The 13,570-nt window shown below is 33.9% G+C and carries 10 protein-coding genes, 1 pseudogene and 1 riboswitch; of the genes and pseudogenes, 4 read left to right on the forward strand and 7 right to left on the reverse strand.

Annotated elements, in window-relative coordinates:
* Positions 1–97: 97 nt before the first annotated feature.
* From nheB to SB773_RS00580, 3 genes are all read right to left on the reverse strand, one after another.
* Positions 98–1,306 (reverse strand): non-hemolytic enterotoxin NHE subunit B, encoded by a 1,209-nt coding sequence (nheB, locus tag SB773_RS00570; protein ID WP_002126822.1) that lies wholly within the window; start codon positions 1,304–1,306, stop codon positions 98–100.
* 37 nt (positions 1,307–1,343) lie between these two features.
* Complete coding sequence (gene nheA / locus SB773_RS00575; RefSeq protein WP_002126819.1) at positions 1,344–2,504, reverse strand: non-hemolytic enterotoxin NHE subunit A; 1,161 nt, start codon at positions 2,502–2,504, stop codon at positions 1,344–1,346.
* Between the two features lie 604 nt (positions 2,505–3,108).
* Positions 3,109–4,935 (reverse strand): APC family permease, encoded by a 1,827-nt coding sequence (locus SB773_RS00580; RefSeq protein ID WP_002126816.1) that lies wholly within the window; start codon positions 4,933–4,935, stop codon positions 3,109–3,111.
* Positions 4,936–5,077: 142 nt separating this feature from the next.
* Positions 5,078–5,224: riboswitch (cyclic di-AMP (ydaO/yuaA leader) on the reverse strand.
* A gap of 139 nt (positions 5,225–5,363) precedes the next feature.
* Between SB773_RS00580 and SB773_RS00585 the strand changes: the two genes are divergently transcribed.
* On the forward strand, positions 5,364–5,492 hold the full coding sequence (locus tag SB773_RS00585; protein ID WP_002086273.1) for a hypothetical protein: 129 nt from the start codon (positions 5,364–5,366) through the stop codon (positions 5,490–5,492).
* A gap of 62 nt (positions 5,493–5,554) precedes the next feature.
* On the opposite strand, the gene panE is transcribed toward SB773_RS00585, so the two are convergent.
* Complete coding sequence (gene panE, locus SB773_RS00590) at positions 5,555–6,487, reverse strand: 2-dehydropantoate 2-reductase (protein ID WP_410588130.1); 933 nt, start codon at positions 6,485–6,487, stop codon at positions 5,555–5,557.
* A 175-nt stretch (positions 6,488–6,662) separates the two neighbouring features.
* Between panE and SB773_RS00595 the strand changes: the two genes are divergently transcribed.
* Positions 6,663–8,138, forward strand: coding sequence for a hypothetical protein (locus tag SB773_RS00595; RefSeq protein ID WP_002126812.1), 1,476 nt, complete (start codon positions 6,663–6,665; stop codon positions 8,136–8,138).
* 48 nt (positions 8,139–8,186) lie between these two features.
* Here the strand turns inward: SB773_RS00595 and trhO are convergent, their stop codons facing one another.
* Entirely contained in the window at positions 8,187–9,146 is a 960-nt protein-coding gene (gene trhO / locus SB773_RS00600) for an oxygen-dependent tRNA uridine(34) hydroxylase TrhO (RefSeq protein WP_002086277.1), read from the reverse strand.
* A gap of 493 nt (positions 9,147–9,639) precedes the next feature.
* On the opposite strand from trhO, the gene SB773_RS00605 reads away from it, so the two are divergent.
* A complete protein-coding gene (locus SB773_RS00605; protein WP_016103141.1) occupies positions 9,640–10,935 on the forward strand; it encodes an Nramp family divalent metal transporter in 1,296 nt (431 codons plus the stop codon).
* Between the two features lie 59 nt (positions 10,936–10,994).
* On the opposite strand, the pseudogene SB773_RS00610 reads toward SB773_RS00605, so the two are convergent.
* A pseudogene (locus tag SB773_RS00610) lies at positions 10,995–11,267 on the reverse strand (M23 family peptidase); the annotation flags it as partial.
* A 53-nt stretch (positions 11,268–11,320) separates the two neighbouring features.
* Between SB773_RS00610 and SB773_RS00615 the strand changes: the two are divergent.
* Positions 11,321–11,851: a GNAT family N-acetyltransferase gene (locus SB773_RS00615; RefSeq protein WP_002126807.1), complete on the forward strand. Its 531-nt coding sequence runs from the start codon at positions 11,321–11,323 to the stop codon at positions 11,849–11,851.
* Positions 11,852–11,916: 65 nt separating this feature from the next.
* Here the strand turns inward: SB773_RS00615 and SB773_RS00620 are convergent, their stop codons facing one another.
* The gene (locus SB773_RS00620) at positions 11,917–13,545 is read right to left on the reverse strand and encodes a peptide ABC transporter substrate-binding protein (RefSeq protein WP_016126770.1); all 1,629 of its coding nucleotides are present in this window, start codon (positions 13,543–13,545) and stop codon (positions 11,917–11,919) included.
* Between the last annotated feature and the right edge of the window lie 25 nt (positions 13,546–13,570).

A 13,570-nucleotide genomic window follows, 5' to 3' on the forward strand; every position in this document is an offset into this window, starting at 1 on the left:
ATTCTCTTTATAAGGATATAAAAAAGCTCCTGCTCACAACTGAACAGGAGCTTCAACTCATTCATCAATACTTAACGCTCTAACGATTCGTATTCGATTATGCTTTTTTCGTATCTACTACTTTAATATCTTCAGCATAGATTTTTTCTGCATAGTCTTTAATGTTCTTCCAGCTATCTTTCGCAATGTTTAAATCTTCTTTAATGAAAACAAGGTCATTTGGACTAATTGAATCTACATTTTGAAGTAAAGAATTGTATTTTGATCCCATTGTGTACCATTGATTTGAAATGTTTTGCAACGCTGTAATTGCTGTATCAATTGTGTTTGTTAAATATTCAGTTTGTGTTTTAATGTTCGTTAGTCCTGCCACTTCTAATTGCGCAGTTGTAACTTGTCCTGTTATCTTTTGAATTTCTGCCTGTGCATTATCAAGCTCTTTCTTCGCTAAGACGATTCCTGCAGTACCACCACCTACTGCTGCTGTTCCACCTGCAATTAATGCGATTCCTAGCGGAGTTCCTGCTCCCGTAGCAATTACAACCGCACCACCGATAATTGCAATTGGGCCTAAAGCTGTCGCAACAGATGAACCGATAATAATTGCATTATATTTACTAATTGCTTCATTATACGTTGTAATTTGATTTTGCAGAAGCGGAATTCCAGCATCTTGACTAGCCAAGATAGATGTAATTTGATTTGCATCTCCCTTGAAATTTTGAGTATCCGACGTCATTTTATTTCGGAATTTCTTTAAGTCTTCTACTAACTTATCTACTTGCGCTTTATTTTCAGTAATACTACTTGATAATCTAGTTAGACCTTTCGTAAGAGTTGCTTTATCCTTTGCATCAACCGCAGCAACTAAAGTATCATAATAGTTTTGGAATTTCGTATTGTAATTAATGATATTTTGATTTGTTGAAATAAGCTGTGGCTTCAATACATCTAGCCATTGTTGTGCATTCCCTCTCGCTGTATCTTGATGCTGAATCACTTTACCTTTTAAAGATGTATCAACTGACGTTACGTTCCCAAAGTTAACATTACCTTGTTTAATAATTGTTAAAGCGTACAGATCCATTACTAAAGCGTTAGAACCTGTTCTTTCCATCGCATCTTTAAGGCCTTCTGGTCCTAATGAATATTCGTCATAATCATTATATGCTTTTGCTACAGCATGAACTGGAGCTTGTTTCACTGTACTTTCAGCAGCATACGTATGGGCTGGCATAATATTCCCTGCTGCAAATACTGCCATAAGTGCTGATAGAGCCATTACTTTATATGGTTTTTTTGTCATTTTTCTTCTCTCCCTATATCGCTAATTATTTTTCTGTTTAATGTACTTCAACGTTTGTAACGTAATCTTCAAATTGATTTGTTTGCTTATTCATTTCATCACTTACTTTTTTAAGTTGATTGAAATGTTTTTGAAGTAAACTACTGTCTGTATACGTGCCTTCTTCAATATTTGCTTGAATTTGGATCATATTATTGTTTAAAACTTTCCAATCCGTTAATAACGTTTCTAAAGTTGCGATTTGGCGATCAATCAGTTCCGTAAAGCTACTTACTTGATCTTCAACGAATGTGATTTGAGTCGCCTCTGATTCAGTTTGTGATAACTTTTGAATAAGTGGTAGTAGCTCTTTTTGTTTTTGCTGAATACGAAGAGCTGCTTCCCTCGTTTGACTATCTGCTGCATTTACAATTTCATTACTTAACGTACCGATAGAAACAAAATCGATTGTTTTCGTTTGTGCAGTTTGATTTGTGATTGTAAATACTTGTTTACCGATATTAATAGAACCTTTAATAATTTCTTGTGGTCTATTCAAAATAGTAGTTAGTTCAGCTTGAATTTCCCCTTGAATTCTTTTTATGTCTTCTCTTAATTTCACAATATCTCCACTTGATCCTTGCAGTGTTTTTATTGCTTCATCAGCTTTAATTGATAAGTTATTACTATCTTTGTCTAATACCGTTTTAAATCGATTTAACTCTAATAAATCTTGCTCCATACTCTCTTGAATGCTTTGGACCTGCAATTGTAATTTTCCATATGCGTTTGTAAAATCTGCTTTTGCCTGTTCATCTTCATTTACTTTTCCTGCTAGTTCATAGAGCTTACTATAATAGCTATTAAATCTAGTGCTGTATCTCATCATCTCTTGATTTAAGTCGATTAGCTTCGGATTATATTCATCAATCCACTCTCGTACATTCGCCTTTGCAAATTTTTGATGATTCGTCAAACTACTCATCGCATTTACCTTAATGTCTGGCTGTTGCAAAATAACTAATCCGTATGCTTGGATAAGTGGTGACTGTGACCCTAACATTCTAATTGAATTTGATAATGTATTTGGAGCAATTACATTTTGCACGTTTAATACTTTCACCTTTGGTTGCCCCTCTTCAGCGTAAGCGCTTACAGGAATGAAGCAACTCGTAGATACTGCTGTAACCAATAACCCTGTAATTAAAGTTTTTTTCACTTTAACCCCTCCTATGTATTAGCAACTATTACTATCGCATTTTATTATTCTATTTTCTTGCACATTATTTGAGATGGTTAAAAATAGAGAACGTTCTCACCGTGAGTCATGTACGAAACACCTCTCTCAAACTTTATTTCTACAGTACTTACTTATTGTTATAAAACATTTCATAACTTTTCACATGTGCTTAGTATGAATAACATTGTATAAAATTTCTGTTTCATCGCAATTTCCATATTCACACAGTGAATATATTACATGAAAATATTATTCATTTTAAGATAAATAACGCACGTGAATATGAAATTAAGTTTTGTTTTTATTAAAGTTTTGTACTGTAAGGTCATTTAAACACAGCTATTCATCTATCGTAAAGAAGTATTTTAATTCCCTTTATTTTCAAGACCTCATGTCCTTATTCCAAAATAAAATCCACTTAACTTCCTCCATTAAGATATCCATATATCACAACAAAAAACACTGTTTACTCATAAGAGATTATATTATAGTAATATAATTTTAAGGCCTATATGCAATTATGCATAGCATATACACAAAAAGGATAGCTTCACTTTCGTGAAGCTATCCTTAAAAAATCTTATTACTTTTTCAAATGATATGGAACTGTCGTAATAACAACATTTCTTTTATAGAGTAAATACGCACGAATGAGTAAACTAGACTGATTATGAAGAATGTTATGCCAACCTTTTTTCGGAATAAACTGTGGTATAACGACCGTAACTCGGTAATTTGATTCACTCGCTTTATATTGCACTGTGTCAATAAATTTTGTAAGCGGCTGAATAATGCTTCTATAATGAGAATGTAATGTAACAAGCCTTACTTCAGGTTGCCACTTCTCCCATTTCTCTTCAAATTTCTTTTCCTCTTCTCTGTCAAAAGCAACATATACAGCGATAACTTGATCTGCAGAAAGAGCCTTAGCATAGTTCAATGAATTTTCTACTACATGAGTCATACCAGCTACAGGAACGACAATTACATTCCCTTCAATCGGAACAAGTGGTTCACAAGTTTTTAAACTTAATTGATCGCCCACTGCATCATAATGCTTCTTAATTCGATGGAACAAGAAGATAATAAAAGGTAAGAAAATAAGGATTGACCAAACTTGTGCGAACTTAGTTAAAAAGAACATGCTCATAACGATAAAACTAATGACTGCACCAATTAAATTAACCGTTAATCTTAAAGCCCATCCTTCAGGCTTTTCACGAAGCCATTTTAGTACCATTCCAGTTTGAGAAAGTGTAAACGGAATAAATACCCCTACTGCATATAGCGGAATCAAGTGTTCTGTTTTCCCCTGAAAAGCTACAATTAAAATAATCGAAGAAATCCCAAGTATAATAATACCGTTTGAATAACCTAGGCGGTCTCCTCTAATCGTAAACATTCTCGGTATGAACTTATCTTTTGCAAGATTAACCGCTAATAGTGGAAATGCAGAATAACCTGTGTTAGCCGCAAGAATTAATATTAAAGCTGTTGTACCTTGTATGAAATAGTACATGAAATTACGTCCAAAAGTTTGTTCAGCAATTTGTGAAACGACTGTTACTTCCTTACTTGGATTAATTCCGTAATAATAAGCTAAAAAGACAATTCCAGAAAATAAAACTGCAAGTAATGCACCCATTGCAAGCAATGTTTTCGCTGCATTGTTAGGTGCAGGATCTTTAAAGTTTGGAATTGCGTTAGATATCGCCTCAACACCCGTTAAAGCAGAGCTTCCTGAAGCAAATGCTCGTAACAGTAAGAACAAACTAATTCCCGCAACTGGTGTTCCAATTGGCGAATGCAGCGTGGGTGAAACGTGACCAGTCAAAATATTATATATTCCTACACCAATTAATATAAATAATGCTACAACGAATAAATAAACCGGATATGCTAAAACGGAAGCTGATTCCGTTACGCCTCTTAAATTTAAGATGGTAATCAATATGACAAATATAATCGCAATGATTACATTATGTGCATGTAAACTAGGAAAAGCTGATGTGAGCGCATCTGTACCTGCGGACACACTTACTGCAACAGTTAAAATGTAATCGACTAATAAAGATCCTCCAGCTATTAATCCCGGATTCATCCCTAAATTTTCTTTTGATACAACATATGCTCCGCCGCCATGAGGGTAAGCAAAAATAATTTGTCGATAAGATAAAATAAGAGCTGTCAATAATACTAATACCCCAACAGCTATCGGAATGGAATACCAATAAGCTATTGCTCCAAGACCTGCTAGTGCAATTAATATTTGCTCTGGTCCGTATGCGACCGATGACAATGCGTCAGAAGATAAAATGGCTAGCGCCTTCGTTTTATTAAGTTTTTGCTCTCCTAACTCAGTTGATTTTAACGGTCTTCCAATTAAAAATCTTTTAATAGATGAAACCAATGCTGTCCACTCTCCAATAATTTTGTACGAACGATTTTGCTAGTTACAGCGATAAACTATTTCTTCAGAAAACAAAAATGTCTACAAGCCATAACGAAATAGACTTGTAGACATTATTTTTTTTGTCGCACAAGCTCCACCTTCCTTCTCAATATAACGCTTACGAGGTTAGCTGTCGGATTCGGGCCTATGAGTAGCCCTACCTTTTTCAAGGATTCACCCCATTGGATTATGTACTAATCCATAAGAACGGGTCCCCCGCACCATGTGGCTTCAGCGATTTAGAAAATTGAAACTGTGGATTATAATACTCCTTTATTTTCAAAAAGTAAACAAAAATTTTAAAAAAGAAAAAAATTAAAACGATTGCGCATAATCCACCGAAAAATATACATAATGAATACTAAAAATCCACAAAGGAGACCCGTATGTCTAAAGAAAAGAAGCCACTTTTTTCCGATTCCTATTTAGATGCAGTAGCAAATGAAATTAATCAGCTATATGGTAAACGTGAAAGAGAACGAAATACGACAGATAAACCGAAAAGAAACGAATAAATTGTCAAAAAGAAACAAAAAAAGGATAGCAACATTTATATTTTGCTATCCTTTACTCTTTTTCATACCATTTCTTTAGTAAAAATCATTTTTTCATATACCTTTAAATTTTGATACACAACACTTAATAAAGGCACATCTATAGACATTTCCTCTGCTAATTTCAATAAGTATCCTTGTAAATGCTTCCCTTCAATGAGCGAATCTTTTTCCATATCCCGTTGCATCGATGACTTCATATCATACGAAATTTTATCAATCGTTTTCATATGTTCCTGGGCGATATTCTCCTTAACTGGAGCCCCCATAGATTTCATGATTTGCACTGATTCTTCAAATAAGTTCCTAATAAATTCTCGGCCTCCATCACTCTCACGAATCGGTCCTATCGGCGCACGCATTAATGTTGTCACACCTGACATTACGGTGATAAATAAATATTTATGCCACATATCTTGCACAATATTTTCACTTAAAACAAAACTAGCTTTTGTATCTGCAAATGTTTTAGAAATAAGCTTTATTCTCTCTGAATCTTGAGGCTTAATTTCCCCAAATACAAGTCTGTTGGCAGCACTCGTTTGTACAATTTCTCCCTGATCGTTTAATGTCGTCTCGATAAAGCATAGACCGCCAATTACTTTCTCTTCACCGAATTCCTTTTGTAATAGTGATAAATGAGCGATACCATTTAACAATGGGATTATTACAGTATTTTTACCTACAAACGGCTTTAAATCTATGGTCGCCTCGTGTAAATGATACGCTTTTGTTGAAAATAAAATCACATCAAATGGAGTCGTTCTATCTTCTTTCGTTACCAATTTCGGTTGAAATGAAAAATCTCCATTAACACTACGAATAACAAGGCCTTTTTCTTCTAATTGCTGTTTTCTTTTGCTGCGAACGAGAAATGTAACATCTTCTCCCTTTTCTACTAATCGGCCACCGAAAAATCCGCCAACGCCCCCAGCTCCTAATACTAAAATACGCATACAACATCCCCCTTTTTCTAACACAATTATACTAATTTTAGTATACATAACATTATACATGTCCCTTGTTAAATAAGCTGAATTTTCATTCTTAATCTAATGAACAAGAGAGGTTATTTTCAAGAAAAATTGGGCATGTTGTTTCTATAGCTTATACGGAAAGGAAACAATGTAAATGGAGGCAATACAAACAATCGAGGAAAAAGATGTAACAACAGCTATATTTCAATTTATATTCCCGTTTTCGTTTAAAACTGGATATGAACAAAATATGTTCCCTTTCTTACAAAAAAATGATTTTCGACCTTTTCGACTCGATCATCTTGAAGATGAAAATACATATTACGGGAAATTTCAAGTTTCACATCAAAATATGGAAGCATACTATCTTTCCTTTACAAATAAAATTCTCTTTCCTCATTCAGAACATCAAAAAGGATTACAGCGCTATTCTAAAGACCTTAATTTAAATGGACATTTAACAACTAACCTTATTTCCGTTCCATTCAAGATACATTCTATTGATGTAACACTTTGTCCTTATGAGCTTGGGTTCTTAACAATTCGGACAGAAATAAAAACCGCTCCTAACATGACATTATCAGAAGCGATTGAATTCGCGGCTCGCTTCCGTGTACTTGAAACTAATAGTGATACGACTGAGACTATTTGTATTGAATGTGATGGAAAAAAATATTCACAAGTAGAAAAACTTATATTCGGTGATTTATTTCATGGTTTAACAGACTTCTTTGAGAACAAGAGATTGCGGAGTTCTTACTTTCAAACATTCCCTTTCTTTGAAGACCAGCGAATGTATGTACAAACTCTATTATCCATAAACAAAGAGTCAGACCTTCATATAATCGATGTATATCGAGCTTCCAGTCTTTCCGGATTATCAGATGATGGTAAGCCATATATTAGTGCAAATAATGTTCCTTATATTCACGATTATTTAACAAAACATTCTTATCAAAGATGGGCTCCTAACCGTTACTTTATTATGGAAGAACATATTTTCACATGTATTACAAATGAAGGTGAACAAGCAGTCACTAAACTTGCTAGTCAAATGTACGGGGAGTTTTATTACGCTTTATTATTAAATTTATTTCATAAAGTTGTTTTATTAAAGATGGCAAACGCTTATGCCGAGTTAAATATTGAACAAGATACAAATGAAATAGAGAAATTAATTTATTCAATAAATTCGTTTACAGCTAATTATTTTTCTTTAGAATTAGTATCCCAATCACAAAGTGAAGATATTTTCTTTCGTCTAAGAAAACTTTTTAACATTGAAGTACTGTACACGAACGCGAAACAAAATCTCGATAGTTTATTTAAATATCAAGAAAATGTTGCTTCAAAAAAAGATAGCCTCTTATTATTAATTTTAACGCTCTACTCTGTTGTAGGCCAAATGTTAGGGTTTACTATGATTGATCTTTTAAGAAACACCGATTCAAACAAAATATCATCGCCTTTTGAATTTTTTGCTCTATTAATAGCGATTAGTGGCATAGTCATTTCACTTATTTTAGGTATACAAAGTTTATACCAATGGAGTGTACAACATAAACGAAGAAAAGCATGGGTAAAACAAACTGTACTTTCTGCTGTGAAAGAGAAGGATAGTACAAAGTAACTAAAAAACAGATGGCAGCACGATGCTACCATCTGTTTTCTATTATGCTTACTTACCTGCTTCGATTTTTTCTAATGTAGCAGCTACTTGCTCTTCTGTTAATTCGTGTTGCACGATATAACGATTACGTGGGTGTACACGACATTCATGAGAACATGCACGTAAATGTTTTGCTTCACTTTCTTCAGAACATAAAATTTTCTTGTTACATTCAGGGTTTGCACAGTTTACATAGCGCTCACAAGGTTCACCTGTAAAGTGATCTTTACCAACGATAACATGTTCTTTTTGGTTTACTGGTACAGCGATACGCTCATCAAATACGTAACATTGACCATCCCAAAGTTCACCTTGTACTTCTGGATCTTTTCCGTACGTTACAATTCCGCCATGAAGCTGGCTTACATCTTCATAACCTTCACGAACTAACCAACCTGAGAATTTCTCACAACGAATTCCACCTGTACAGTACGTTAAAATCTTTTTACCCTCAAGTGTTTCTTTATTTTCTCTAATCCAATCTGGTAATTCACGGAATGATTCAATATCTGGTTTAATCGCACCTTTGAAGTGTCCTAAATCAAATTCATAATCATTTCGTGCATCAATGATAACTGTATCTTCTTGTTTCATTGCCTCATAAAAATCTTTTGGTTCTAAATACTTCCCAGTAATTTCTTTCGGGTTAATGTCGTCTTCTAGACGAAGTGTAACTAACTCTGAACGAGGACGTACGTGCATTTTCTTGAATGCATGTTCATCTGCCTCATCAATTTTAAATACGATTCCAGCAAAACGTGGATCATTATTCATCGCTTCCACGTATTTTTCTGTTTGCTCAACAGTTCCAGAACAAGTTCCGTTAATTCCTTCTGTCGCTACAAGAATTCTTCCTTTTAACTCAAGTGATTTACAAAATTCTAAATGCTGTTCAGCAAATTCTTCTGGGTTTTCAATTGTTGTGTACATGTAATACAGTAATACTCTATATGGTTTTGTAGTTGCCAATGTATTTCTACCACCTATCTAAATTTTAAAATCATGTATAAGTTAACGTTCATATCAAAACATATATAATAAGAAAATACATACTAAATTGTACTTAGCCTATTTTCTTCTATTTACAATTTTTTCTATAAGTTAACAAAAATAAAAACAAGATTACAGAACAAAACACTACGGTTAGGTTGTAATCCCAATATATTATATATCATACAATTTCATTTCCATCAATTAATATGCTGTAATATAGGCTGTATGTTCACATAAATTTCAAAAACAACCCTATAATTTATTATCTTCTCCCTTATTCAACAACCATAAACTCCCAAAATATTTTTGCATCGTCACACCATTCATTGCACACAGTCATATAATTTGCATTAAGGAAACTTTTATGTTCAAATGAAATTGCCACATCATATATCTAAATGTATTGAAATAATGAGTAAAAATAAAGTGAAACTTTAATCAAGTTAAGATTTCAAAGGGGAATACTACTATGAATAAAGATATAACAAAAAATGAACAAGTCCCTTCTCAAAGTACAACAGTTCAATCAGCCCATTTAGCGTTAAGTGGACAAACAAAAGGCTTTAAAAGACTGTTACCATTCTTAGGACCTGCTTTTATCGCATCAGTTGCTTATATTGATCCTGGGAACTTCGCTACAAATATCGCAGCTGGATCACAATATGGGTATTTATTGCTTTGGGTAATACTCGCTTCTAATTTAATGGCTGTATTAATTCAAACTTTATCAGCTAAATTAGGAATCGCTACTGGGAGAAATCTTCCTGAAGTAGCTCGCGAAAACTTCCCCAAACCAGTTTCCATCGGTTTATGGATACAAGGGGAACTCGTTATTATGGCTACAGATTTAGCTGAATTTATTGGGGCAGCACTTGGCTTATACTTACTATTTGGAATTCCGATGTTACCAGCTGCTTTAATTACAGCAGTTGGATCATTTATTATTCTTGAATTTCAACGCAGAGGCTTTCGTCCATTAGAAGCTATCATAACAGGTATGATTTTTATCGTTGTTATCGCTTTTGGTATCCAAGTCTTTTACGCAAAACCGGAATTAAGCCCTCTACTCTCAGGACTTTTCACTCCAAAATTCCAAGGTGTAGATAGCATCCTTTTAGCAGCTGGAATTTTAGGTGCGACAGTAATGCCGCACGCGATATATTTACATTCGGCCTTAACGCAGCGCCGTGTAGTCGGAACAAATGATGAACAAAAGAAAAAGATTTTCCGCTTCGAATTCATCGATATTATTATTGCAATGGTTATCGCTGGAGCAATTAATGCAAGTATGTTAATTGTAGCAGCTGCACTATTCTTTAAAAACGGCTTGCACGTTGAAGACCTTGATGTTGCTTTTAACCAGTTCAGTAATTTAGTCGGTCCTGTATCGGCTGCATTATTTGGGATTGGACTTTTATCAGCAGGTTTATCTAGTTCTTCTGTTGGTACGATGTCTGGTGATATTATTATGCAAGGATTCATTCGAATGCATATTCCGTTATACTTACGCCGATTTATAACAATGATTCCGCCTCTCGTTATTATCGCTTTAGGTGTAAATCCAACTTACGCTCTCGTTATGAGTCAAGTTGTCTTATCTTTCGGTATTGCCTTTGCATTAGTACCACTTATTATGTTTACAAGTAATAAGAAGATTATGGGTGCACTCGTCAACCATCGCATTACAACATTTATCGCGTGGTTAATCGCTGCACTTATTATCGTTTTAAATATTTTCTTACTGTATCAAACATTTGTAGGTTAATAAAAAAGGGTATTCCAAATTTGATTTGGAATACCCTTTTTGTATGAAATGATTTCCTTCTACTTACCACTTATGTATGTCCCTCTTTCCGGCATTATCGCACCTTTTTCAGTTCGAAAATAAAGTGGTAAGCCTTCCGTGAAAAACATACTCACCTTGGATGGATCCTGCCTTTGATGATGGATATGTAAATGTGGTTCACTTGAACTTCCTGAGTTACCGACTTGTGTAAGAAACAAAAATACCCCCGATTCATCTAGTCGTAAATAAATATGATTAACAGCCATAGATTCAAAATCATCCTTACCCCTTGAATAATCTTTATTTTCAGATTAGATTATATAATAACAACACATTCTAGTTTCAGAAGAAATGGAGTGAAAGCATGTTTCCTATATTAAAAACCAACCGACTCATTTTACGAGAACTTACCGACGAAGATGCACCGAGTATATTACAGTGCTTTTCTAATACCGATGTCCTGCGCCATTATGGCCAAAAACCATTGCAAAATTTGGATCAAGTAAAACAAATCCTTACTAATTTTAAATTGGGGTACAACGCAAGAAGCGGCATTAAATGGGGAATCGAATTAAAAGACAAGAAAGGGCTCATCGGAACAATTGGTTTTCATGATTGGTCTTCCGAACATAAACGAGCAAATATAAGTTATGCCTTTTTGCCTGAACACTGGGGAAATGGATATGCTACTGAGGCAGTTTCTGAAATTATATCTTATGGCTTCCATACGCTTCATTTAAAACGTATCGGGGCAATTGTATTTCTTGAAAACGAAGCTTCAAATAAAGTGCTATTAAAATTAGGATTTGAAAAAGAAGGGATTCTAAAAAACTATATGTATCAAGATGATATCCCATATGATACGAATTTTTATTCTTTATTAAAATCCGTTTAATAGATATAATTCCCAAAAAAGAAACCTCACTTTTAAAAGTAAGGTTTCTTTTTTGATTAATAGTTTTACTTATTATCGATATAAGCATTCTTATAAGTATAAACGCCACCAAATTGATGCTTTTCAATTCCTTTTACATAATCCTTTTGTACATAAGCGGAACCAATATGATAAAGCGGTGCTACCGCAGCGTCCTCTAATATGACCTGCTCAGCTTCTCGCAACGCTTTCCATCTTTTCTTTTGATCTAGTATAAGATCATTTTTAGCTTTTTTTATTAGCTCATCGTAATGAGGATTAGAATAATTCATTTTATTATTTGGATTACTTGTCGTAAATAGCTCTAAATAACTAATTGGATCTTTATAATCTGGTCCCCAATTTACCATAGATATATCGTAATCACCTGTTTGTTCTAATTGTAATTTTTGCTTAAATGGCTGTTGTTTAATTTGTATCGTTAATCCATGCAAATTCTTCTCTAAGTCACCTTTTATATATTCCGCCATACGTTTTGCGTTATCTTGTTCAAACGTTAAAAACTCGAGTTTTATTTGTTCTACTCCAACTTCTTTTTTCGCTTCTTCCCAAATCTTTTTCGCATTTTGCAAATCATATGGAGAAAGATCTCCATTTTCTTTTCTAAAATCTTTACCAGTCTCTTCATTTACATGACCAACTGGTACAAGTCCACTTGCAGGTTTTGCCCCGTTATTAATAAAGTGAGCAACAAAATCCTTCTTATTTAACGCTAATGAAATAGATTGACGTACTTTCTTATTTGCTAACGCATTATTTTTTTCATTAAAACGTAGCATAGCAATTCCAGGATCGCTCGACATATGCAATTGCTTATTCCCTTTATACTTGTCTACAAATTGAGAATTAATTGGTACTCGATCCAAATCGCCAGCTTCATATAAATTTACTGCTGTCACTGTATCCTTCACAATTTGAAAGTTTATTTCTTCTAATTTCACTTTCTTTTTATCCCAATATATATCATTTTTCTTTAATTGAAATTCTTGTTCATGCTTCCACTTCTCTAATACAAATGGACCGTTATATATGAGATTACTAGGTTCCAATGCATAATTCTCTCCTTGTTCTTTTAAAAATGATTCGTGCTGTGGTAAGTATATAGGTAACGCTAACAACTGTAAAAAATACGGAATTGGCTGTTCTAGTTCCACTTCTAACTTATAATCATTTATAACTTTAACCCCAAGTTCATCAAGAGGCATTGTTCCCTTATTTATCTCTTTCGCATTTTTCACGTAAAAGAGCATATACGCATATTGAGACGCTGTTTCATGACTTACCGCCCGTCTCCACGCAAACATAAAATCATTGGCTGTTACACTGTCTCCATTTGACCATTTTGCATCTTTACGCAAATCAAATGTATATTTTTTACCATCTTCACTTCTTTCAAACGATTTTGCTACTGCTGGAATAGGCTGATCTTGATCATCTAATACATATAACCCTTCAAATATGTTTTGCATAACGTGCGCTGATGTACCATCCATCGTTTTTGTAGTATCAAGAGAAGGAATTTCTTCTGATACCGTTACATTTAATACTTGTTTTTTTGCCTCTGTGTCACTTTTATTCGCTTTATTATTACAAGCTGCTAATAATAAAGTTGTAACAAGTGCCATTACTATTAAATGGCTCTTTTTTCGCTTCATGAGTTGTTCTCCTTAAGTATAAAAT

The organism is Bacillus sp. SIMBA_074 (genome assembly GCF_046534555.1).
In the GTDB taxonomy this organism is placed as follows: Bacteria; Bacillota; Bacilli; order Bacillales; family Bacillaceae_G; genus Bacillus_A; species Bacillus_A mycoides.

What these genes read in the sequence shown, in the direction of transcription:
- nheB (WP_002126822.1), bottom strand. Translation starts at nt 1,306, where the DNA reads ATGACAAAAAAACCATATAAAGTAATGGCTCTATCAGCACTTATGGCA.
- SB773_RS00585 (WP_002086273.1), top strand. Translation starts at nt 5,364, where the DNA reads ATGTCTAAAGAAAAGAAGCCACTTTTTTCCGATTCCTATTTAGATGCA.
- panE (WP_410588130.1), bottom strand. Translation starts at nt 6,487, where the DNA reads ATGCGTATTTTAGTATTAGGAGCTGGGGGCGTTGGCGGATTTTTCGGT.
- SB773_RS00595 (WP_002126812.1), top strand. Translation starts at nt 6,663, where the DNA reads ATGGAGGCAATACAAACAATCGAGGAAAAAGATGTAACAACAGCTATA.
- SB773_RS00605 (WP_016103141.1), top strand. Translation starts at nt 9,640, where the DNA reads ATGAATAAAGATATAACAAAAAATGAACAAGTCCCTTCTCAAAGTACA.
- SB773_RS00615 (WP_002126807.1), top strand. Translation starts at nt 11,321, where the DNA reads ATGTTTCCTATATTAAAAACCAACCGACTCATTTTACGAGAACTTACC.
- SB773_RS00620 (WP_016126770.1), bottom strand. Translation starts at nt 13,545, where the DNA reads ATGAAGCGAAAAAAGAGCCATTTAATAGTAATGGCACTTGTTACAACT.